This is a genomic window from Halobaculum halobium (assembly GCF_030127145.1).
Lineage (GTDB): Archaea > Halobacteriota > Halobacteria > Halobacteriales > Haloferacaceae > Halobaculum > Halobaculum halobium.
In genome coordinates this window covers 360,984-380,443 of sequence record NZ_CP126158.1, presented here as the reverse complement: position 1 = coordinate 380,443, position 19,460 = coordinate 360,984, and the positions used below count along the sequence as shown (strand labels likewise).

Annotated in this window: 21 protein-coding genes; 16 read left to right on the top strand and 5 right to left on the bottom strand. The window is 68.5% G+C overall.

The genetic code is table 11. The annotated features are described in order from the left end of the window. Positions 1-72 precede the first annotated feature (72 nt). From P0Y41_RS02115 to P0Y41_RS02100, 4 genes are all read left to right on the top strand, one after another. Positions 73-786, top strand: a complete 714-nt coding sequence (locus P0Y41_RS02115; RefSeq protein ID WP_284062361.1) for a fumarylacetoacetate hydrolase family protein — start codon at positions 73-75, stop codon at positions 784-786. Positions 787-897: 111 nt separating this feature from the next. Further along, positions 898-1,851, top strand: coding sequence for a D-2-hydroxyacid dehydrogenase (locus P0Y41_RS02110; RefSeq protein WP_284062360.1), 954 nt, complete (start codon positions 898-900; stop codon positions 1,849-1,851). A gap of 101 nt (positions 1,852-1,952) precedes the next feature. Further along, complete coding sequence (locus P0Y41_RS02105) at positions 1,953-2,498, top strand: helix-turn-helix domain-containing protein (RefSeq protein ID WP_284062359.1); 546 nt, start codon at positions 1,953-1,955, stop codon at positions 2,496-2,498. A 146-nt stretch (positions 2,499-2,644) separates the two neighbouring features. After that, positions 2,645-3,898 carry an alanyl-tRNA editing protein gene (locus P0Y41_RS02100; protein ID WP_284062358.1) on the top strand — a complete coding sequence of 418 codons (1,254 nt, stop codon included), beginning with the start codon at positions 2,645-2,647 and terminating at the stop codon, positions 3,896-3,898. A 10-nt stretch (positions 3,899-3,908) separates the two neighbouring features. Here the strand turns inward: P0Y41_RS02100 and P0Y41_RS02095 are convergent, their stop codons facing one another. Then, positions 3,909-5,225: a carboxypeptidase regulatory-like domain-containing protein gene (locus P0Y41_RS02095; RefSeq protein WP_465260674.1), complete on the bottom strand. Its 1,317-nt coding sequence runs from the start codon at positions 5,223-5,225 to the stop codon at positions 3,909-3,911. A gap of 147 nt (positions 5,226-5,372) precedes the next feature. Between P0Y41_RS02095 and P0Y41_RS02090 the strand changes: the two genes are divergently transcribed. Both P0Y41_RS02090 and P0Y41_RS02085 read left to right on the top strand, forming a co-directional pair. Continuing rightward, entirely contained in the window at positions 5,373-6,536 is a 1,164-nt protein-coding gene (locus tag P0Y41_RS02090) for an acyl-CoA dehydrogenase family protein (RefSeq protein ID WP_284062357.1), read from the top strand. Between the two features lie 4 nt (positions 6,537-6,540). Beyond that, entirely contained in the window at positions 6,541-7,068 is a 528-nt protein-coding gene (locus P0Y41_RS02085; RefSeq protein WP_284062356.1) for an HAD family hydrolase, read from the top strand. A 24-nt stretch (positions 7,069-7,092) separates the two neighbouring features. On the opposite strand, the gene P0Y41_RS02080 is transcribed toward P0Y41_RS02085, so the two are convergent. Further along, on the bottom strand, positions 7,093-7,329 hold the full coding sequence (locus tag P0Y41_RS02080; RefSeq protein WP_284062355.1) for a DUF5822 domain-containing protein: 237 nt from the start codon (positions 7,327-7,329) through the stop codon (positions 7,093-7,095). A 323-nt stretch (positions 7,330-7,652) separates the two neighbouring features. Here P0Y41_RS02080 and panB point away from each other — a divergent pair, with 323 nt between their 5' ends. Further along, positions 7,653-8,465 (top strand): 3-methyl-2-oxobutanoate hydroxymethyltransferase, encoded by an 813-nt coding sequence (panB, locus tag P0Y41_RS02075; RefSeq protein WP_284062354.1) that lies wholly within the window; start codon positions 7,653-7,655, stop codon positions 8,463-8,465. Positions 8,466-8,667: 202 nt separating this feature from the next. Here the strand turns inward: panB and P0Y41_RS02070 are convergent, their stop codons facing one another. After that, positions 8,668-9,438 (bottom strand): alpha/beta fold hydrolase, encoded by a 771-nt coding sequence (locus P0Y41_RS02070; RefSeq protein ID WP_284062353.1) that lies wholly within the window; start codon positions 9,436-9,438, stop codon positions 8,668-8,670. 170 nt (positions 9,439-9,608) lie between these two features. On the opposite strand from P0Y41_RS02070, the gene P0Y41_RS02065 reads away from it, so the two are divergent. Next, positions 9,609-9,863, top strand: a complete 255-nt coding sequence (locus tag P0Y41_RS02065; protein WP_284062352.1) for a DUF7127 family protein — start codon at positions 9,609-9,611, stop codon at positions 9,861-9,863. Further along, a complete protein-coding gene (locus P0Y41_RS02060) occupies positions 9,860-12,121 on the top strand; it encodes a CDC48 family AAA ATPase (RefSeq protein WP_284062351.1) in 2,262 nt (753 codons plus the stop codon). The genes P0Y41_RS02065 and P0Y41_RS02060 overlap by 4 nt, the downstream gene beginning before the upstream one ends. Positions 12,122-12,332: 211 nt before the next feature. Here P0Y41_RS02060 and P0Y41_RS02055 read toward each other — a convergent pair whose 3' ends face one another. Further along, a complete protein-coding gene (locus P0Y41_RS02055; protein WP_284062350.1) occupies positions 12,333-12,632 on the bottom strand; it encodes a DUF7976 family protein in 300 nt (99 codons plus the stop codon). A gap of 101 nt (positions 12,633-12,733) precedes the next feature. Further along, positions 12,734-13,807 (bottom strand): Mrp/NBP35 family ATP-binding protein, encoded by a 1,074-nt coding sequence (locus P0Y41_RS02050; protein ID WP_284062349.1) that lies wholly within the window; start codon positions 13,805-13,807, stop codon positions 12,734-12,736. A 169-nt stretch (positions 13,808-13,976) separates the two neighbouring features. Here P0Y41_RS02050 and moaA point away from each other — a divergent pair, with 169 nt between their 5' ends. The 7 genes from moaA (at position 13,977) to P0Y41_RS02015 (ending at position 19,424) form a co-directional block, all read left to right on the top strand. Further along, positions 13,977-14,987, top strand: coding sequence for a GTP 3',8-cyclase MoaA (gene moaA / locus P0Y41_RS02045; RefSeq protein ID WP_284062348.1), 1,011 nt, complete (start codon positions 13,977-13,979; stop codon positions 14,985-14,987). Between the two features lie 209 nt (positions 14,988-15,196). Further along, positions 15,197-15,490, top strand: coding sequence for a 50S ribosomal protein L21e (locus P0Y41_RS02040; RefSeq protein ID WP_284062347.1), 294 nt, complete (start codon positions 15,197-15,199; stop codon positions 15,488-15,490). Positions 15,491-15,495: 5 nt separating this feature from the next. Beyond that, complete coding sequence (locus P0Y41_RS02035; protein WP_284062346.1) at positions 15,496-15,852, top strand: RNA polymerase Rpb4 family protein; 357 nt, start codon at positions 15,496-15,498, stop codon at positions 15,850-15,852. Positions 15,853-15,950: 98 nt separating this feature from the next. Further along, complete coding sequence (locus tag P0Y41_RS02030; RefSeq protein WP_284062345.1) at positions 15,951-16,595, top strand: DUF655 domain-containing protein; 645 nt, start codon at positions 15,951-15,953, stop codon at positions 16,593-16,595. A gap of 87 nt (positions 16,596-16,682) precedes the next feature. Next, entirely contained in the window at positions 16,683-17,543 is an 861-nt protein-coding gene (locus P0Y41_RS02025; RefSeq protein ID WP_284062344.1) for a 16S ribosomal RNA methyltransferase A, read from the top strand. Further along, positions 17,540-18,781: a mechanosensitive ion channel family protein gene (locus P0Y41_RS02020; RefSeq protein ID WP_284062343.1), complete on the top strand. Its 1,242-nt coding sequence runs from the start codon at positions 17,540-17,542 to the stop codon at positions 18,779-18,781. The genes P0Y41_RS02025 and P0Y41_RS02020 overlap by 4 nt, the downstream gene beginning before the upstream one ends. Continuing rightward, positions 18,774-19,424: a HemK2/MTQ2 family protein methyltransferase gene (locus tag P0Y41_RS02015; RefSeq protein WP_284062342.1), complete on the top strand. Its 651-nt coding sequence runs from the start codon at positions 18,774-18,776 to the stop codon at positions 19,422-19,424. Before P0Y41_RS02020 ends, P0Y41_RS02015 begins: the two co-directional genes overlap by 8 nt. The last annotated feature ends 36 nt before the right edge of the window (positions 19,425-19,460 follow it).

The window sequence follows — 19,460 nt, the reverse complement described above, 5'->3', positions numbered from 1 at the left end:
CTGGCGATCGGTCGAGCCCTCTTCGACCGATCGACCGTGAGCTACTTGCTATCTCGCCGGCACCGACCGACCATGCGACTCGCGCGCGCCCGCACTGAAGACGGCGTCAGGCAGGGGGAGTACCGCGACGGCAGACTCGTCACCGACGACGGCGAGTACGCGGTCGACGAGGCGGACCTGCTGGCACCCTGCGAGCCGGACGCGGTGTTTTGCGTCGGCCGCAACTTCGCCGCGACGCTCGATCAGATGGACTACGAGCGCCCCGACGAGCCGGACTTCTTCATCAAGCCGCCGCACGCGGTCGTCGGCCACCGCGACCCGATTCCCTACCCCGGGTGGACCGACGAACTGACCTACGCGGGCGAACTCGTCGCCGTTATCGACGAGCCGTGTTCGGATCTCGCGCCCGAGGAGGTGTCAGACGCCGTCCGGGGGTACACGGTGATGAACGACGTGGACGCGCTCGACCAGCAGGGGCGGACCGCGCGCAAGGCGTTCACCGCGTCCGGCCCGCTGGGGCCGTGGATCGAGACGGACGTGGACCCCACGGGTATCGACATGCACACCGACGTCGCCGGCGAGCGCCGACAGGAGGCGAACACCGAGCTGATGCTGTTCGACCCCCACGAGATCGTCTCGTTCCTCTCGAAGCGCTTCCGGTTCCGCGCGGGCGACTGCGTCGCGTTCGGATCCCCCGCCAACCCCGGACTGGTCGAGCCGGGCGACGCCGTCGAGATCACCTACGAGGGCGTCGGCACGCTCGCGAACGAGGTCGTCGACGACTGATCCCCGCACCGCGTTCGCGGCGACTCCGGGGTCGCGCTACAGAGTGTCGCGAGCCCGGTGCGGCCCGCCGCTGTCGGCGCGGTTAAGTCGGGGCCGGTCGTGGCGGCGCGCATGCGCATCGTCGTCACCCGTCAGAAGATCCACGGCCATCCCGCCGCGGAGTACGCCGAGCTGCTGCGCGAGCGACTCCCCGACCACGAGGTCGTCCTCGCGGAGACGCCGGACGAGGAACGCGAGGCGATCCGAACCGCCGACGTCGTCACCGGCGAGGGCGTCGCCGCCGAGGATGCTCTCGACGGATCGTCGTCGCTGCGGCTGTTCGCCGGTGTCTACGCCGGCGTCGGCCACCTCGATCTGGACGCCTTCGAGGACGCCGGCGTCGCCGTCACGAACGCTTCGGGGGTCCACGCCCCGAACATCTCGGAGTACGTGATCGGCGCGCTCGTCTCACTCGCGCGCGACTTCCGGCGGGCGACCCGCCAGCAGGACCGCCGCGAGTGGCGCGCGTACCGGACGCGGGAGCTGTACGACTCGACGGTCGCGATCGTCGGCCTCGGCGCCATCGGCACTGCGGTCGCCGAGCGGCTGGAGCCGTTCGGCGTCGAGCGGCTCGGCGTCCGGTACACGCCAGAGAAGGGCGGTCCCGTGGACGAGGTGTTCGGGTTCGACGACCTCCACGAGGTGCTCGCGCGCGCCGACCACCTCGTGCTCGCGTGCCCGCTGACCGACACGACCGAGGGGTTGATCGACCGGGAGGCGCTGCGGACGCTCCCGCCGCACGCGACGCTCGTGAACATCGCCCGCGGGCCGGTCGTCGACACCGACGACCTGGTGCATGCGCTGCGATGGAACCAAATCCGCGGGGCGTTCCTCGACGTGACGGACCCCGAGCCGCTCCCCGAAGAGCACCCGCTGTGGGGGCTCGACGACGCCCGGATCACTCCGCACAACGCTGGGCACACGCCGCGGTACTTCGAGCGGGTGGCCGACATCCTCGCCGGGAACGTCGAGCGGTTGGCCGCCGGGGACGACTCGGCCCTCGAACTGGAGAACCGGGTCGTCTGATCTGGCGGGGCTGTCGCGGTCCGGCGGACGGAAATGGCCGAGGCTGTCGCCGCCCGGCGGACGGAACACGGTTTTATCCCTCGGGGGACGTAGCAGGGGGCATGGCGAAGTACTCCACCGGAAGCGGCGGTGGCGGCGGCTCCGGCGACGCGTGCGAACTGTGCGGGCGCGAGGACACGACGCTGTCACGCGCGAACGTCGCCGGCGCGGAGCTGTTAGTCTGTTCCGACTGCGCCCCCCACGACGACGACGCACGAAGCGGCGGGTCCGGTCGCGGCGGGGGTGGCCGCGGGGGTGACGGCGGCAGCGGCTCGCGCGACCAGTCGGAGCCGAACCGAAAGAAGCGCGCGGCACAGAACGTCGCGAAGGCGATGGACGCCTCCACCGGCGACTCGCGCCACTGGGAGGAGGAAGGGACTGACTACGAGGAGGACCGGCTCCCGTACCTCGTGAAGGGGTACGGAGAGGTCGTCACGGAGGCCCGGCAGGGCGCCGAGATGACGGCCGAGGAACTCGCGGACGAGATCGGCGTCGAGACCGAGCAGATCCACGCCGTCGAGGAGGGGCGCGCCGCGCGAGCCGGCGTCGGCGGGTCGACGGTTCGCAGCATCGAGCAGGCGTTGGACGTGACGCTCGTCGACGAGTAAGGCGAGACGGGAGCGGAGCGAACGTCTCTGATCCGCGGCGGCGAGCTTGTGGGCGAGGCGCCCACGAAGAGAGCCAGACGCGGACGACGACCCGACGATGCTGCCGCGGGCACACGCTTTTTCGCCCCTGACGGCGACCTCCACCCATGAGTGACTCGCTCGCGCCGGCGCACCCCGAGGTGCGGGAGTTCGAGACGACGGTCGAATCGATCGACGGTCGCGACGTGACCCTCGCGGAGACGTACTTCTATCCGGAGGGGGGCGGCCAGCCCGCCGACCGCGGCACGCTCGGTGGCGTCCCCGTCGCGGACGTACAGTCACGCGAGCACGCGGTCGTCCACACGCTCGCCGAGGCGCCCGCGTTCGAGTCTGGCGACGCCGTGGCTTGCGTCGTCGACGACGACTTCCGGACGTACTGCATGCGCGCCCACACCGCGAGCCACGTGCTCTACGGCGCCGGGCGTCGGCTGTTGGACGACCTCGGGTACGGCGGCTTCGGGATCGCGGCCGCGCCCCCGGAGCGACGCGCGGGCGGTGACGCGACACGCAGCGGCGAGAAGGTCCGCGTCGACTTCGAAACCTCGACCGACATCACCGACGACGTGCTCGTCGAACTCGAACGCCTCGTGAACCGCGCGGTCTGGGACTCGCGGCCAGTCACCTGGGAACAGCGCTCGGTCGAGACAGCGCGCGCGGACGGGTCGGTGGCGTTCAACACGAAGACCGAGGAGGGCGTGATGAGCGACGCCGATTCGGTCCGCGTCGTCGCCGTCGACGGCTGGGACGAGGCCGCCTGCGGCGGCACCCACGTCTCCAACACCCGGGAGATCGGGCCGGTCACGCTGCTCGATCGATCGAACCCCGGCGAGGGGCTCACGCGCGTGGAGTTCGCCGTCGGTCCCGCGGGGATCCGGCGACGCGCCGAGACGCACCGCGAACTCCGCGCCGCCGCGCGCGAGGCGGGCGTCGCCGTCGACGCGGTCGCCGACGCGGTCGGGCGGCTCTCGGACGAGCGCGACGACCTCGCGGACGAACTCGCATCGGTTCGCGAGGAGCTGTTGGTCGGCCGCGTCCGCGACCTCCATCGCGTCGAGCGCGACGGCGACGAGTGGCGGATCGGCGCAGTCGAGGGGTTCGACGCGAACGCGGTCGGCGAGGCCGCCCAGTCGGTCGTCGGCGGCGAGGCGGACGCGCCGGGCGTGGTCGCCGCCGTCGGGAGCGGCCCCGCACCGTTCGTCGTCGTCGCCTCCGGCTGCGGCGTCGACGCCGGCGACGTGGTCGACCGCGTTACCGCCGAGTTTGGGGGTGGGGGCGGCGGATCGCCGACGTTCGCCCAAGGAGGCGGCATCGACGCGGACCCGGATTCTGTCGTCGAGTTCCTGTCGGAGTTCGACGGGTAGGGCCCGGGCGTCAGTCGTCTCGTCTGTTCGCAGCGAGCACGGCCGCACCCGCGAGCGCGGCGATCGCGACGACCGCAGACACCGGCGTGAAGCCCGGGAAGCTGGTGCTCGACTCCGGTTCCGTGGTCTCGGGCGTCGTGGTCGGCGCCGGCGTCTCCGTGGCGGTCTCGGTCGGCGTCGGCGTCGGCGTTCGCTCGCGAACGACCGCGATCGACCGCGGATCCGACGTCAGATCGTCAGTCTCCGCCACGAGGGTTCGGTTCCCGGCGTCTTCGAGCCGGATCGTGAGCGTGCCCTCGCCGCCCGTCCGGCCGACGACCTCGTCGTCGACGAGCACCCGCGCGTCGGCGACGGGATCGCCGTACGCATCGGTGACCGTCACGACGTTGCGCTCGCCGACGAGGACGCGGTCGTTCACGACAGTGACGTTCAGTCCCGGCGTTCGACTGAGGTTCACCGACACCGTGCGCGCGGACTCCTCGACGCTAACCGTTCGCGAGACGGTCTCGTACCCCTCTTTTGTCACCTCCAGATCGAGCTCGGCGTTGACGGGGACCTGCGCGGTCGCCTCGCCGTTCTGGAGCGTTCGGAACGTCCCTGCCGTCTCCAGCGTCAGCTGTGCGTTCTCGACGGGCTCCGGCGGATCGAACCGATCGTCGAACACCTCGAACGAGAAGGTGACCGATCCGCGCTCGAGCGCGACGGACTCGCGGGATGATTCGCCCACGTCCACGTCGCGGTTGACGCGGTAGTACCCCTGCTTGACCACCGTGAGGCTATACGACCGCTGTTCGATCGTTCCGGTAGTGAACCGTCCGTCGTCGTTCGTCCGACCGTTGACGACGACAGCGCCGTCTGCGCGAACGATGACGCGCGCGTCAGCCACTGCGTCGCCTCGGTCATCTTCGGCGCTGACGGTGAGACTCCCGCGCTGGCGGACCGTGATCGAGACGGTGTCCTCGCTCGCGTTCTCGACGACAAACGGCGCGTTTCGGACGTACTCCGGGTGGTCGACGCTAACCTCGACGGTCGCCCCGGCGGGCACGTCGACGAAGGCCCGGCCGTTGCCGGCAGTCGTCGCCGTCGCGGAGCCGTTTTCCCATGACGCGGTGAGGGCCGCGTCCGTGACTGGGTCTCCGTCGGGCGCCTGAACCGCGATGGTGAGCGTGACAGTCGCCGTTTGTGCGTGGGTGCCGGTTGAGTCGGGCCCGCCGACGCCGGCAGCGCCGACCGTACCGTTGCTGACCGCCCCGACAGCGGGCGCAAGCACGAGAAGCACCACCGTCGCGATGAGCAGCGGTCGCATGTGAAGACGCATCGAACTCACACTCGTGGTCCTCCCGGAAAGGTAAGCGTGACTTTCGCGCCGACAAGGGACCGCTTACCGCACACTGAGGACGTCTCAGTCGCCGTCGCGGCGACCGCGACCGGCGAGTCAGACACGCTTAACCGCTGCGGGTCGAAGTCTCCGGGTATGACACACGCGAACGCAGACGCGTATGGGCACTCCCCGTCACTCCTTGACGACGAGGAGCGCGCGATCCGCGAGGTGGTACGCGAGTTCGCCGTCGAGGAACTCCGTCCGGGCGCCCGGGAGGCCGACGAGACCGAGACGTTCCCCGAAGAGGCGTGGGACAAGCTGGCAGCCCTCGATCTGACGGGGCTGACAGTCCCCGAGGCGTACGGCGGGTTCGACGCGGACCGCTCGACGTACGCGATCGTGAACGAGGAGCTCGCGTACGGGCACCTCGCCGTCGCGACCGCTCTCTCGGTCCACTGCCTCGCCGCCTCGTGCATCGCGAGCTTCGGCTCGGAAGCGGTCAAAGACGAGTGGCTGCCGGAGCTGGTCGACGGTCGGCCGGTTGGCGCCTTCTGTCTCTCCGAGCCGGGGGCCGGGTCGAACCCGGCGCAGATGGCCACGACCGCCGAGCACGACGGCGACGAGTACGTGATCAACGGCGAGAAGCAGTGGATCACGAACGGCGAGCGCGCGGGTGTGTACATCGTCTTCGCAAAGGCGGACCCGGAGGACGACGCCTCGATCACCCAGTTTCTCGTCCCCGCCGACCTCGACGGCGTCGAAGTCGGAAAGAAAGAAGAGAAGCTGGGTCTGCGTGCCTCCGACACCGTCGGGATGCAGTTCTCCGACGTGCGCGTTCCGGAACGCTACCGACTCACCGAGGAGGGCAAGGGCCTCTCTGCCGCGTTCAAGACGCTCACCGGCGGCCGGATCGCCATCGCCGCCCAGGCGGTCGGGCTCGCGCAGGCCGCGTTCGACGAGGCGCGCGAGTACGCTCACGAACGCGAGCAGTTCGACGCCCCGATCGCCGAGATCGAGGCCGTCCGCAACAAGTTCGCCGAGATGGCGACGACGGTGCAGGCGTCGCGCCTGCTCGTCCGCGAGGCGGCCCGCCAGTCGGACGCGGGCGAGGACCCGCGGCTCGCGGCGTCGATGGCGAAGTACTTCGCGAGCGAGTCGGCGGTCGACGTGACGAACGAGGCCGTCCAGATCCACGGCGGTTACGGCTACATGAGCGAGTTCGACGTGGAGCGGCTCTACCGGGATTCGAAGATCACGACCATCTACGAGGGAACGACCGAGATCCAGAAGACGATCATCGCCCGGGAGCTGTTGTAGTCCAGTGACCGATGAGTATACGGGATACGACGCGGTCGTCTTCGACCTCGACGGAACCCTCGTTGACCTCGTAGTCGACTGGGAGGCCGCCGCACGCGATGCGATCGGGCTGTTCGAGCGCAACGGCCGGGACGCCGACGGCGCGGACCTGTGGGGGCTCCTGGAGCGGGCCGACGCCGCCGGCCTCCGCTCGGAATTAGAGGCGGTGCTCGCCGACCACGAGACCCGGGGCGCCGCGGCGTCGACGCGCCTCCCGCACGCCGATCACCTCCCGCTGTCGGTGCCGACCGGCGTCTGTTCGCTCAACTGTGAGGCCGCCTGTCGGACCGCGCTCGATCGTCACGACCTGACTCCCCACGTCGGCGCCGTCGTCGGTCGCGACTCGGTAGCGACGTACAAGCCCGATCCCGAGCCGCTGGTGGCGACGCTGCAGGACCTGAGTGCGGAACCTGACCGAGCGCTGTTCGTCGGCGACTCCGAGCGCGACGCGGTGACCGCGCGACGCGCCGGTGTCGACTTCCGGTGGGTGTAGCGTCGCCGAAGGCACCGCTGCGGCTCACTCGGCTCGGACGTTCTTCTCGTAGTAGTAGGCTGCCAGTGCAGTCACGATCCAGATCACGGCGCCGACTCGGACGGCGAAACTCGCGCGCGCGCCCCAAGTCGGGAGCGTCACGAACGCCGACAGCGCCGCCACGAGCACGGCGCCGGCGGTCACCGTGACGACGAACGTCATCTGCATCACCCACCCGTAATCGACCCCCTCGGGATCGGTGGACTCGATGCGCTCGGGCACGCTTCCCCGTTCGGGGCGACCGGGTAAGCCGTGTCGGTTTCGGCCGCAGATACGGCGAGTCAGCGGCCCACGTTCGCCGGCTGTTCCGGGACGGTCACCTCGGAGACGAGCAGCGTCCGCCCGGTGATCCCACGATCGTCGCGATGAGCACCGCGACCACGAGGGCGACGCCGACCACCGGCGGGAGTACTCGGTCTCCGATCGCGCACTGGCTAGGACGCCCGCTCTCGCAGCGATACCGGTTTCGCCGTCGGTATCTCGTTCGGTACCCACCGCGGTCCAGAACAGTCGGATTAATCGGGCCACGTGCCTTCCCACCGGCCATGGTTACGACGCGCGACCTCCGAGATCGGGCGGGCGACGACCCCATCACGATGCTGACGGCGTACGACGCGCCGACGGCCGCGGTCATCGACGACGCCGGGATCGACGTGATCCTCGTCGGCGACTCGATGGGGAACGCGGTGCTGGGCCACGACTCGACACTGCCCGTCACGCTCGCCGAGGTGCAGAGTCGGACCGCTGCCGTCGCTCGTGCGACCGACGACGCGCTCGTCGTCGCGGACATGCCGTTCCTCTCGTTCGGCGTCGACGAGGCCGAGAGCATCGAGCACGCCGGGCGCATGCTGAAAGAGGCGGACGCCGACGCCGTGAAGATCGAGTCAGGCCCCCACACGGTCGAACTGACCCGGAGACTCACCGAACTCGGAATTCCGGTAATGGCGCATCTCGGTCTGACTCCGCAGCACGTGAACCAACTCGGCGGCTATCAGCGGCAGGGAACCGACCCAGAGGCGGCCGAGCGGCTGCTGGAGTTGGCGAACGACCACGAGGATGCCGGCGCGTTCTCGCTCGTGCTCGAACACGTCCCTGCGAACCTCGCCGCCCAGATCACTGAGGCGCTCGACGTCCCGACGATCGGTATCGGCGCCGGTTCCGAGACCGACGGCCAGGTGCTCGTGATCACCGACGTGCTCGGGCTCGACGAGTGGTCGCCCCCGTTCTCGAAGCAGTACGCAGATCTCCGGGGCGAGATGGCGTCGGCCGTCGAGGCGTACAAGCGCGAGGTCGAAACGGGAACATTCCCCGCGGAGGAGCACAGTCACGTCGAAGACGACGTCGACGACGTGTACTGACGCCGCCGGGTTCCGTCGGTGGCTTACAGGCGACTCGCGCTGCACTCGAGTCGGTGAGTCGCACACCCGCTGAACGACCCGAGCGTCTCAGTTCGGCACGGCGGTGCTGGTGCCGGCATCGCATTTGAACGTTCGCCGCTCGACTCCCGGGGTGGAGGGAGCGAACTGAAACGCCACTCCAGCCTGCTCCGTCGAGCCGGTGCTACAGTTCGTCGAGGAACGACGCGACCGCGTCGTTGAACGCGTCCGGTTGTTCGATCATCGCCAGGTGTGCGGCGTCGTCGAGCACGGCCACCTCGCCGTTCGGCAGTTCGTCGGCGAGGTATTCGTGATACTGCGGCGGCGTGAGCCCGTCGTGCTCGCCCACGACGGCCAGCACCGGCTCTTGGATCTCACCGAGGCGATCCCGAACGTCGAACTCGTGACTGGTCCGGAAGTCGCGCTCGACGACGGCCCGGCCGGCCTCGCGCATCGCCGCACGCGAGCGGGCGAGCGTCTCCTCGTCGGCGTCGTGGAACAGCCGGTCGGCCCCGTGAAGGAACTCGACGGCGCGGTCGAAATCGTCCCGGAGCCACACGAGCAGGTCGTCGAGCACGGTGAGCTTCGCGCCGGTGCCCGTGAGGATGAGACCGTCGAGTGACAGGTCGCGCTCGAGCGCCACCCACATCGCGACCGCGCCGCCGAGCGAGTTGCCGACCATCACCGACGCGTCGGTCGCCTCGGTGACCGCGACCACGTCGTCGGCGTACGCTTCCAGTGCCTCCGGGCCGGGCTCGGCCTCCACGTCGTCGCTGTCGCCGTGGCCGCTGAGGTCGAGTGCCGTCACCGGCGTCCGATCCGCGAGCCGCGATTGGCTCGTCCAGATGTCTTTGGTTCCCCCGCTCCCGTGCACGCACAACAGCCCCGGACCGTCGGCCGCCGCGCCGCGGGTCCGATACGTCGTTTCTCGACCGTGGTGTTCCGCTGTGTTCATATCGGAACTTCGCGGGGGCGGGAGCATAAATCGGCCGGGGCGGTTGCGATGATCGCGACGGCCGAAACTGTGAACTGCAACTCGACCGTACAGTTAATCACGCCGCTCCCTCCTTCGATTCACCAGCGACACATTTATATAGTTATATCGATTACTTGTAGTTAGCACAAATGAACCAACACAACACCGTCGACCGGCGCGAACGGTTCCTCCGCCGGTACGACTACGACGACGGGACGGTCATCGCGGCGGACCTGAACGCCGCCGACGAGGACGTGACCGTCGATACGGTCGACGGGACCGCGATCGTCGTGATCGCCCGCGAAGACGGTCGAGCGGACGAGGAGTTCGAGTTCGAACTCCCCGGCTCGGCCGCAAGTGTTGACATCGAGAACGCCGTACTCACGATCGGGATCAACGCATGAAGCTCACGGTCAAACCCCTCAAACAGAAGGACGCGGGGCGCCGGCTCGCGGCGATCGACCGCGTCGCCGCCGACGAACTCGACCTCTCGGGCGGCGATTACATCCGTATCGATGGCGACTCGACCGGGATCGCCCGCGTGTGGCCGGGCTATCCCGAGGACGATAACACGGGCGTCATCCGCATCGACGGGCAACTCCGTCAGGAGGCGGGCGTCGGCATCGACGACCGCGTGGCGGTCGAGCCCGCCGACGTCGAGCCCGCAGAGCGGATCACGATCGCCCTTCCCCAGCAGTTCGGGATCCGCGGCAACATCGGTTCGATCATCCGAGACAAGCTCTCCGGTCAGCCCGTGACGCAGGGACAGACGATCCGGTTCCCGCTCGGCTTAGGCCTGATGGGCGGTGGGTCCCAGGCGGTGCCGCTCAAGATCGCCTCGACGAACCCCTCGGGAACCGTCGTCATCACCGACTCCACCGAAGTGGAGATCTCCGAGAAGCCGGCCGAGCAGATCGCCGAGGACACGGCCGCGGCTGGGGCGGAGACTCCCGACGTGACCTACGAGGACATCGGCGGGCTCGACGACGAGCTCGAACAGGTCCGCGAGATGATCGAGCTGCCGATGCGTCACCCGGAGCTGTTCAAGCGGCTCGGCATCGAGCCGCCGAAGGGGGTCCTCCTGCACGGGCCGCCTGGAACCGGCAAGACGCTGATCGCGAAGGCCGTCGCCAACGAGATCGACGCGCACTTCCAGACGCTCTCGGGCCCCGAGATCATGTCGAAGTACTACGGAGAGAGCGAGGAGCAACTCCGTGAGGTGTTCGAGGAGGCGGCGGAGAACGCCCCCGCGATCGTCTTCATGGACGAGCTCGACTCCATCGCGCCCAAGCGCGAGGAGGCCGGCGGCGACGTGGAGCGCCGCGTCGTGGCCCAGCTGCTCTCGCTGATGGACGGGCTCGAGGAGCGCGGCGAGGTCGTCGTCATCGGCGCGACCAACCGCGTGGACGCGATCGACCCCGCGCTCCGGCGCGGCGGCCGCTTCGACCGCGAGATCGAGGTCGGCGTCCCGGACCGGGACGGCCGCAAGGAGATCCTGCAGGTCCACACGCGGAACATGCCGCTGTCCGACGACGTCGACATCGACGAGTACGCCGAGACGACCCACGGGTTCGTCGGCGCCGACCTGGAGAGCCTCGCGAAGGAGGCGGGGATGAACTCGCTGCGGCGTATCCGCCCGCAGATCGACCTCGAGGACGACGAGATCGACGCCGAGGTGTTGGAGTCGATCCAGGTGACCGGGGCGGACATGAAAGAGGCGCTAAAGGGGATCGAACCCTCCGCGCTTCGCGAGGTCTTCGTCGAGGTCCCCGACGTCACGTGGGGGGACGTCGGCGGGCTCGAGGGGACCAAAGAACGCCTCCGCGAGACGATCCAGTGGCCGCTCGACTACCCCGAGGTGTTCGAGGCGATGGACATGGAGTCCGCGAAGGGCGTCCTGATGTACGGCCCGCCAGGGACGGGGAAGACGCTGCTCGCGAAGGCCGTCGCCAACGAGTCCGAGACCAACTTCATCTCCGTGAAGGGGCCGGAACTGCTGAACAAGTACGTGGGCGAGTCCGAGAAGGGCGTCCGCGAGGTCTTCAGCAAGGCCCGCGAGAACGCGCCGACCATCATCTTCTTCGATGAGATCGACGCGATCGCGACCGAGCGCGGACGCAACTCCGGCGACTCCGGCGTCTCCGAGCGCGTCGTCTCGCAGCTGCTCACCGAGTTGGACGGGCTGGAGACCCTGGAGGACGTGGTCGTCATCGCGACGACGAACCGCCCGGACCTCATCGACAACGCGCTGCTTCGCCCGGGTCGGCTCGACCGCCACGTCCACGTGCCCGTCCCCGACGAGGAGGGACGCCGCAAGATCTTCGGGGTCCACACCGAGCACAAGCCGCTGGCCGACGACGTCGACCTCGACGCGCTCGCGCGCCGTACCGAGGGGTACGTCGGCGCCGACATCGAGGCGGTCTCGCGGGAGGCGTCGATGAACGCCTCACGGGAGTTCATCCAGTCGGTCTCCCCGGAGGAGGTCGACGACTCCGTCGGCAACGTCCGCGTGACGATGGCACACTTCGAGGACGCACTCGACGAGGTGAACCCCTCGGTCACCGAGGAGACCAGACAGCGCTACGAAGAGGTCGAACAGCGGTTCCAGAACCGCGAGGCGCGCGACGAGCAGGAGACCGAGCTGGGACGGACGTTCCAGTAAACGTCGTGTACCGGGTCCTCGCGCGCCGAAGACGCGCGATCCCGTCAAAACTCGTTGTATGCTGTCGGATTCGTACTCTGTGGGCCGCTACTCTGGCGCCGAAGCCGTCTGATGACGCCAACAGCGCCGTTCGTTCGGACTGACTTCCTCACCCCTCAGTCACGGAACAGCTACTGTGATTTCCGCACCGTGACCGCGACCGCAGCCGATCTCACTCCCGCTTCAACCCGCCGCGCTCTTTGATCTGCATGATCCGCCTGACGTTCAGGTAGATCTCTTCGGGCGAGGTGTCCTCGTCGGCGTCGTACAGGTCCGAGACGCGATAGAGTATCGCGGAGAGCTGCTTCGACTCGCCGGAGTCGCCGCGCACGTCCTCGGCGACCGCGCGGAGGAACCGCCTTGCCTCCGCGTCGGCAGCGAACTCCGCTTCGGAGTCGGGGGCCAGCTGCCAGTTTGAATCATCGTCCTCCCCGGGAGCCTCCGGGAGGCGCGCGTCCTCGTCGTCGGGCATACCTCGGGTTGGGTGCGCCCCCGGCTAAGCCCTTTGCGACTCGATCGGAGCTCGTGAAAAGCGGTGTGTGCTGCCGTCCCGTGGCGCAGCGGAGGTTCGCGTTACTGCGTGGGGGAGTTCTGCTGGGCGCGCTGACTGACCGTCTGCCGTCGCACCACGCCGACGTTGTTGGCGACGTTCTCGGTGACGAGTTTGAACGCGTCGCCCACCTCGCCCGGCTCGTCGTCGAGGACGATCGGCTCGCCGCCGTCGCCGCCGGCGCGGACGGACGGGTCCAGCGGGATGCCCCCGAGGAACGGGAGGTCGTTGTCGGCGGCGAACTGCTTGCCGCCGCCCTTGCCGAAGATCTCGTGTTCGCCGCCGCAGTCGGGGCAGACGAACCCCGACATGTTCTCGACGATGCCGAGCACGTTCGTGTCGTGCTTGCCGAACATCCGGAGCCCCTTGTTCGCGTCGTCGAGCGCGACGTCCTCGGGTGTCGTGACGATCACCGCGCCGGTGAGCGGCAGCGTCTGGAGGATGGTGAGCTGCGTGTCCCCGGTGCCCGGCGGCAGGTCGAGCACGAGGTAATCGAGCGCGCCCCACTCGACGTCCTCGACCAGCTGTGTGAGCAGCTTGTGCACCATGGGACCGCGCCAGATGACCGGGTCGTCCTCGCCGACGAGGAACGCCATGCTCATCAGCTTCATCCCGAACTTCTGGGGCGGCACGATGGTGTCCTGGTCGGTCGCTCGCGGCGCTTCGTCGGCGTCGACCATCCGGGGGACGTTCGGCCCGTAGATGTCCGCGTCGAACAGCCCGACCCGGGCGCCGAGCTGTGACAGGCCCGCCGCGAGGTTCACCGCGACCGTCGACTTGCCGACGCCGCCCTTCCCGGAAGCGACGGCGATGACGTTCTTCACGTTCGGGAGCACCTCCTCGCCGGCCGAGAGGTCCGACTCGACGTTCGCGGAGATGTCGAGCGCGTACTCCGTGTCGGCCAGCGCGTCGCGGACGCCCTCCGCGATCGCCGTCTCGTTGGGCGCGTACGGCGCCCCCAGCGCCAGCGACACGCGGATCACGCCGTCCTCGTCGTCGACCTGTACCGCGTTCACCAGGCCGAGCGAGACGATGTCTGTCCCGAGGTCCGGGTCCTCGACGCCCTCGAGTCGCTCGCGTACGGCGGCTTCGTCCATAGGTGCCGTCGGCGAGCGCTCCGAATAAGGGTTTCCCACGGGGAAATTCAGCGCGGGCCAAAGGGGATCGATGTATCTATTTAGATACTACGAGAGTAACTTGTTCCAGTTACTATTTGTCCCGATCGTCCCATACGTTCAAGTACGCGCGAACGAAGAATGCTACATAATGCCGACACCGCTGGTCGACGACTTCGGGCGGGAAGTAACCGGAGTGCGCGTCTCGCTCACCGACCGGTGCAACTTCGATTGCGTCTACTGCCACAACGAGGGGCTGGGCGACACGCGCGGGCCGATGGACGCCCAGGACGACGAGATGTCGACCGACGACGTGGTTCGCGTTCTGGAGGTCGCCGCCGAGTTCGGCGTCGACGCGGTGAAGTTCACCGGCGGCGAGCCGATGTTGCGAGACGATCTGGAGGAGATCATCCGACGGACGCCCGACTCCATGGAGACCTCGATGACGACGAACGGCACCTTCCTGCCCGGTCGTGCAGAAGACCTCGTCGACGCCGGGCTTAACCGGGTGAACGTCTCTCAGGACGCGCTCGACCCCGAGGCGTTCGCGGAGGTCACGAAGTCCGGGGCCTACGAGCAGGTGCTGGAGGGCGTTCGCTGCGCCGTCGACGCCGGGCTCGCCCCGGTGAAGCTGAACATGGTCGTGTTCGAACACACCGCCGGCTACGTCGAGGGGATGGTCGAGCACGTCGCGGAGAACGACGGGCTCCAGCTCCAGCTCATCGAGTACATGCCAGAGCTGACAGGAAAGCCCGAGTGGAACATCGACATCCAGCGCGTCCACGACTGGCTCTCTGACATCGCCGTCCGCGTCGAACACCGAGAGATGCACGACCGCAAGCGCTACTACGTCGGCGACGCCGACGCGGCCAGCCCAGACGACCCCGACGCCGCCGGACTCGGGATGGTGGAGATCGTCGATCCCGTCGAGAACGACGACTTCTGCGCCAACTGCGGCCGCGTTCGCGTCACTCACGAGGGATACCTGAAGGGCTGTCTCAACCGCAACGACGACCTGAAGTCGATGGGCGAGATGACGAGATCCGAGATCCGCGAGTCGTTCCGCACGGTCGTCGACGACCGCGTGCCGTACTACGGGGAGTACCTCGTCGAGAACGACCGCGGCGAGTGGGAGATCAACGAGGAGTACATCGGCGCGTAACCTTCCTGGGCCTCCTCGCTTGCGGGAACTGCCAGCGATCGCTCCACGCTTTTCGTCGCCGCCGGCGTCGGCGTACCCGGTTTCTTGATTTCGGAGACCACCCCTCTTGTGGAGTCAGATCGATCACGTCCCGGGCGTGTGACCGAGCACCACCCTGCCCGCGGAACGCACCATTTATACCCGCGACAAGAGAAGACGTGCGCACGACTATGCCGAGTTCAAACGGACCCCTTCACGGTACACGCGGAAAACTCTCGAACGACCCCCGCGACCGCGGCACCTCGCCGCCCCAGCGCGCGATCGCCGAGTTCGACGAGGGACAGAAGGTTCACCTGAAGCTGGACCCGTCGGTCAACGACGGCCGCTTCCACGCTCGCTTCAACGGCCACACCGGAACCGTGGTCGGCATGCAGGGCGCCGCGGTCAAAGTCGAGATCGTCGACGGCGGCAAGACCAAGACGATCCTCGCCAAGCCCGCGCACCTGAAGGCGCAGACCGAGTAGACCCGATGACGATCTTCAAGGAGAAGCTGAGCGAGGAGTTCCTGACCGTCTCACAGGCGAAGGAACTGCTCAGCGCCATCGAGGCCGATCGCGCGACCGACGAGGACCGCGAGATGCGCTACGAACTCGCGCGCGCTGTTGACCACGTCAACCGGTTCGCCTTCCTCGACCCCGACGAGTCACTGGAACTCGTCGAAGAGCTGCTCGAGTTGGAGAAGGTCGACGAGCCGCAAGCCTACAAGATCGCCGACCTCCTCCCGCGCGACCGAACGGAGGTCCGCGCCGTGTACGCCCAGGAGCGCTACGCGCTCGACGGGGACGAACTCGACGCGATCCTCGACGTCGTCGCGAAGTACGCGTAACGCGGTCTCCGACTCGGCGACGCGTCGTCGCCCGCGCGGTCGCTGGAACGCGGCGACGGCGACGACCTTTTATCACCTCCGCCAACCTATCGCATCGCATGAACGACGAACGCGATTCTGCGCCGGCAAGCGATCCGCCCGACGCGTCCGGAGACGCCGCCGAGGCCACAGACGACGGCGCCGTCCACGCGTACGTCCTCGAGTACCTCCCGCACGGCCGCGCCGACGACGACCGCCCCCAGCACCGTCGGCCCGCGGTCGCGTACGGACTCGGCGAGCGGGACTTCCGGCTGTTCGAGTTCGAACTGACCGACGACGCCGAGTTCGGCATCGACGACCTCGTTCAGATCGAACCCGAGACCGCGCCAGGGATCAAGCGCGCACGCCGGGTCGACTACGACGACCTCAACCGCGGCGCCCGCCAGGAACTGACGTACGTGGTCGAGGAGGTCATCGAGACGAACGAGCGTCGGTTCGTCGACTTCTACAACGACGCAGAGCCGATCTCGCTGCGGCTCCACCAGCTCAACCTCCTCCCCGGGATCGGCAAGAAACTGCGGAACAACATCCTCGACGCGCGCAAGCGGGGCCCCTTCGAGTCGTTCGACGACCTCGACGAGCGTGTGTCCGGGCTCCACAGTCCGAAGGAGAAGCTCGTCGAACGCGTGATGGAGGAACTCCGCGACGACGACCTGAAGTACCGAATCTTCGTCGGCGTCGACGCCCCGACGGCGAACAAGTAGTCCGACCCACAGCCACCTTCGCCGGGCGCGATCGGTCGTTCGGACCGAATGGACGGATTTACCGCCGCCGACGGTCAACTGGGAGTAATGACCGACGCTACCCCGGAGTTCCGCGATCCGGACGACCTCCGGCGGCGCGCGGGGGTCCGCGGCGACCCCGACCGCGACCAGCATTTCCTCGTCGACGACCGCGTGCTCGACCGGCTCCCAGACTACCTCCCAGAGGGGACCGACCGCTCGCGCCTCCTCGAGATCGGCGGCGGGACCGGCGCGCTCACCGACCGCCTGCTCGCCGCCGGCGACCGCGTCGCCGTCGTCGAACGCGACCGCGAACTCGCGGCCTTTCTCCGCGAGGAGTTCGCTGACGCCGTCGCCGACGGCGCACTCGAGGTGATCGAAGGCGACGCCCTCGAGGTCGACCTTCCGCGGTTCACCGCGTCCGTCTCGAACCTCCCGTACGGCGTCTCCTCGGAGGTCGCCTTCCGGCTACTCCCGCTCGGGCGACCGCTGGTGTTGATGTTTCAGGCGGAGTTCGCCGACCGAATGGTCGCCGAGTCGGGGACCTCCGAGTACGGCCGGCTCTCCGTGTCCGCACAGCACTACGCGGACGTCGAGATCGTCGAGCGCGTCCCCCCGGAGGCGTTCGACCCGCAGCCGCGCGTCGACAGCGCAGTCGTCCGCTGTGTGCCACGCGACCCGTCTTACGAGGTCGGCGACGAGGCGTTCTTCCTCCGGTTCGTCAAGGCGCTGTTCACGCAGCGGCGCAAGACGGTCCGCAACGCGATCCGGAACACGGCGCACATCTCGGGGCTGCAGGAGGCCGACGCGGTCGTCGACGCGGCCGACGAGGACACGCTCTCGAAGCGACCCGGCGACCTGCCGCCGGCGGCGTTCGCGTCGTTGACTGAGTTGGCCCGCGAGACGAGCGCTATCGGACCGGGACAGTGACGGGGACGGGATCAGTGCTCGCCGCGGCGGCGGCGATGGTCGCCACACCCGCTCTCGAGACGACGATGACGGTCGTCGCTGACGTGATCTCGTGGGTCCAGTCGGTCACGTCGACGCCAGGCGCGCGGATCGCGGCGACGGTCGTCGCCGCCGGGCTTCTCGCGGCGATCGTCTCGGCGGTTCGCTGGACTGGTCCCGCGCTCAAAGAGCGGCTCGACGGCCACTCGCTGGCCGTCGAGTCCGCGCAGGCGGTGGTCGTCACGACCGCCGGCGTCACGTTCGGCCTGTTCGTGGTGATCGTCTGGGGAGGGGTCTCGCTGGTCGGGGAAGCGGTGCCGGAGACGGTGTTCAACGGCCGCAACGTGGCACGGACGGCCCTGTCGATCGGGATCCTGATCGGTTCGATCCTGCTGACGCGCGTGACGAAGCGGACGATCCGGAACGTCGGCCGCGAGCAGAACGCGCTGTCGGAGCATCAGACCGAGATCGCCCACCACGTCGTCCAAGTGGCGGTGTACGCGATCGCGCTGTTGGTCGTCTTCACGGTCTGGGGCGTCAACCCGGGGAACCTCCTGGTCGGCGCCGGATTCGCCGGCATCGTGCTCGGGCTTGCGGCGAGACAGACGCTCGGCGCCGTGCTCGCGGGATTCGTCGTGCTGTTCTCCCGGCCGTTCGAACTTGGCGACTGGGTCGTCATCGGCGACCAGGAGGGGATCGTCACCGACATCACGATCGTCAACACCCGGATCCGGACGTTCGACGACGAGTACGTGATGGTCCCGAACGACATCGTCACCGATACCGAGGTGGTGAACCGCTCGCGGAAAGGCCGACTCCGCCTGAACGTGGACGTGGCGCTCGACTATAGCACGGATCTCGACGAGGCGATCGACGTCGCCGAGGAGGCGATGAACGACCACAACCTCGTGTTGTCGCCGCCGGAGCCCCACGCGGTACTCACGGGGTTCGAAGACTCCGCGATCGGCATGCGGCTCCGCTTCTACATCAGCAACCCCAGCGCCCGCAAGATGTGGAAGGCCCGGACTCGGGTGACGCTCGCGGTCAAGCGGGCGTTCGACGACGCAGGAATCAAGATCCCGTTCCCGCAGCGGGAGCTGTCTGGTCGGTCCGAATCCGGGCCGTTCTCGACCGCGGATGCGGACCACAGCCACGGATCCGAGTCCGACCGCGACGGCGACGACGACGCCGGTGGCACCGGAGGAACGACCGATGCCTGACGCTGGTGAGGACCCGGGATCCGACGGTGCTTCCCCTCCCGATCCGGCGACCACTCGCGACGCCCTCGCGGCGCGCCGCGGCCTCGACGCCCCCGTGTACGCCCCGGCGGAGGATTCCGGCTTGCTCGCGGAGGCGGCCGTCGAGCACGCTCGCGGGGTTACCCTCGAGGTCGGTACTGGCTCGGGGTGGGTCGCCGAGCGGGTCCTGACTGAGGGCGATGCCGACCGAGTGATCGGCAGCGACGTGAACCCCCACGCGTGCCGACGGGCCCGAGACCGCGGCGTGGAGGCCGTTCGCGGTGACCTCCTCGGATCCTTCGGCGACGGGTCGCTCGATACGGTCCTGTTCAACCCGCCGTATCTCCCGACGGACCCGGACAACGAGTGGGACGACTGGCAGGAGGTGGCGCTGTCGGGCGGTGAGTCCGGCCGCGAGCTCATCGAGCCCTTCCTCGACGACCTCCCGCGGGCGCTCGCGACCGACGGCGTCGCGCTCCTGCTCGTCTCCTCGCTGACGGGGTTCGCCGACGTGGTCGAGTACGCCGTCGATCGCGGCTTGCACGCGGAAACGGTCGCCGAGGAATCGTACCCGTTCGAGTCGCTGTCGATTCTCGCCCTTCGACACCGGCTCAGCAAGGAATAACTACCAAACATTTAATCGAACAAGAAGTATTATGCG

What these genes read in the sequence shown, in the direction of transcription:
- P0Y41_RS02030 (WP_284062345.1), top strand. Translation starts at nt 15,951, where the DNA reads ATGAACGACGAACGCGATTCTGCGCCGGCAAGCGATCCGCCCGACGCG.
- P0Y41_RS02090 (WP_284062357.1), top strand. Translation starts at nt 5,373, where the DNA reads ATGACACACGCGAACGCAGACGCGTATGGGCACTCCCCGTCACTCCTT.
- P0Y41_RS02115 (WP_284062361.1), top strand. Translation starts at nt 73, where the DNA reads ATGCGACTCGCGCGCGCCCGCACTGAAGACGGCGTCAGGCAGGGGGAG.
- P0Y41_RS02060 (WP_284062351.1), top strand. Translation starts at nt 9,860, where the DNA reads ATGAAGCTCACGGTCAAACCCCTCAAACAGAAGGACGCGGGGCGCCGG.
- P0Y41_RS02105 (WP_284062359.1), top strand. Translation starts at nt 1,953, where the DNA reads ATGGCGAAGTACTCCACCGGAAGCGGCGGTGGCGGCGGCTCCGGCGAC.
- panB (WP_284062354.1), top strand. Translation starts at nt 7,653, where the DNA reads ATGGTTACGACGCGCGACCTCCGAGATCGGGCGGGCGACGACCCCATC.
- P0Y41_RS02050 (WP_284062349.1), bottom strand. Translation starts at nt 13,807, where the DNA reads ATGGACGAAGCCGCCGTACGCGAGCGACTCGAGGGCGTCGAGGACCCG.
- P0Y41_RS02100 (WP_284062358.1), top strand. Translation starts at nt 2,645, where the DNA reads ATGAGTGACTCGCTCGCGCCGGCGCACCCCGAGGTGCGGGAGTTCGAG.
- P0Y41_RS02040 (WP_284062347.1), top strand. Translation starts at nt 15,197, where the DNA reads ATGCCGAGTTCAAACGGACCCCTTCACGGTACACGCGGAAAACTCTCG.
- P0Y41_RS02025 (WP_284062344.1), top strand. Translation starts at nt 16,683, where the DNA reads ATGACCGACGCTACCCCGGAGTTCCGCGATCCGGACGACCTCCGGCGG.
- P0Y41_RS02065 (WP_284062352.1), top strand. Translation starts at nt 9,609, where the DNA reads ATGAACCAACACAACACCGTCGACCGGCGCGAACGGTTCCTCCGCCGG.
- P0Y41_RS02035 (WP_284062346.1), top strand. Translation starts at nt 15,496, where the DNA reads ATGACGATCTTCAAGGAGAAGCTGAGCGAGGAGTTCCTGACCGTCTCA.
- moaA (WP_284062348.1), top strand. Translation starts at nt 13,977, where the DNA reads ATGCCGACACCGCTGGTCGACGACTTCGGGCGGGAAGTAACCGGAGTG.
- P0Y41_RS02110 (WP_284062360.1), top strand. Translation starts at nt 898, where the DNA reads ATGCGCATCGTCGTCACCCGTCAGAAGATCCACGGCCATCCCGCCGCG.
- P0Y41_RS02015 (WP_284062342.1), top strand. Translation starts at nt 18,774, where the DNA reads ATGCCTGACGCTGGTGAGGACCCGGGATCCGACGGTGCTTCCCCTCCC.
- P0Y41_RS02070 (WP_284062353.1), bottom strand. Translation starts at nt 9,438, where the DNA reads ATGAACACAGCGGAACACCACGGTCGAGAAACGACGTATCGGACCCGC.
- P0Y41_RS02055 (WP_284062350.1), bottom strand. Translation starts at nt 12,632, where the DNA reads ATGCCCGACGACGAGGACGCGCGCCTCCCGGAGGCTCCCGGGGAGGAC.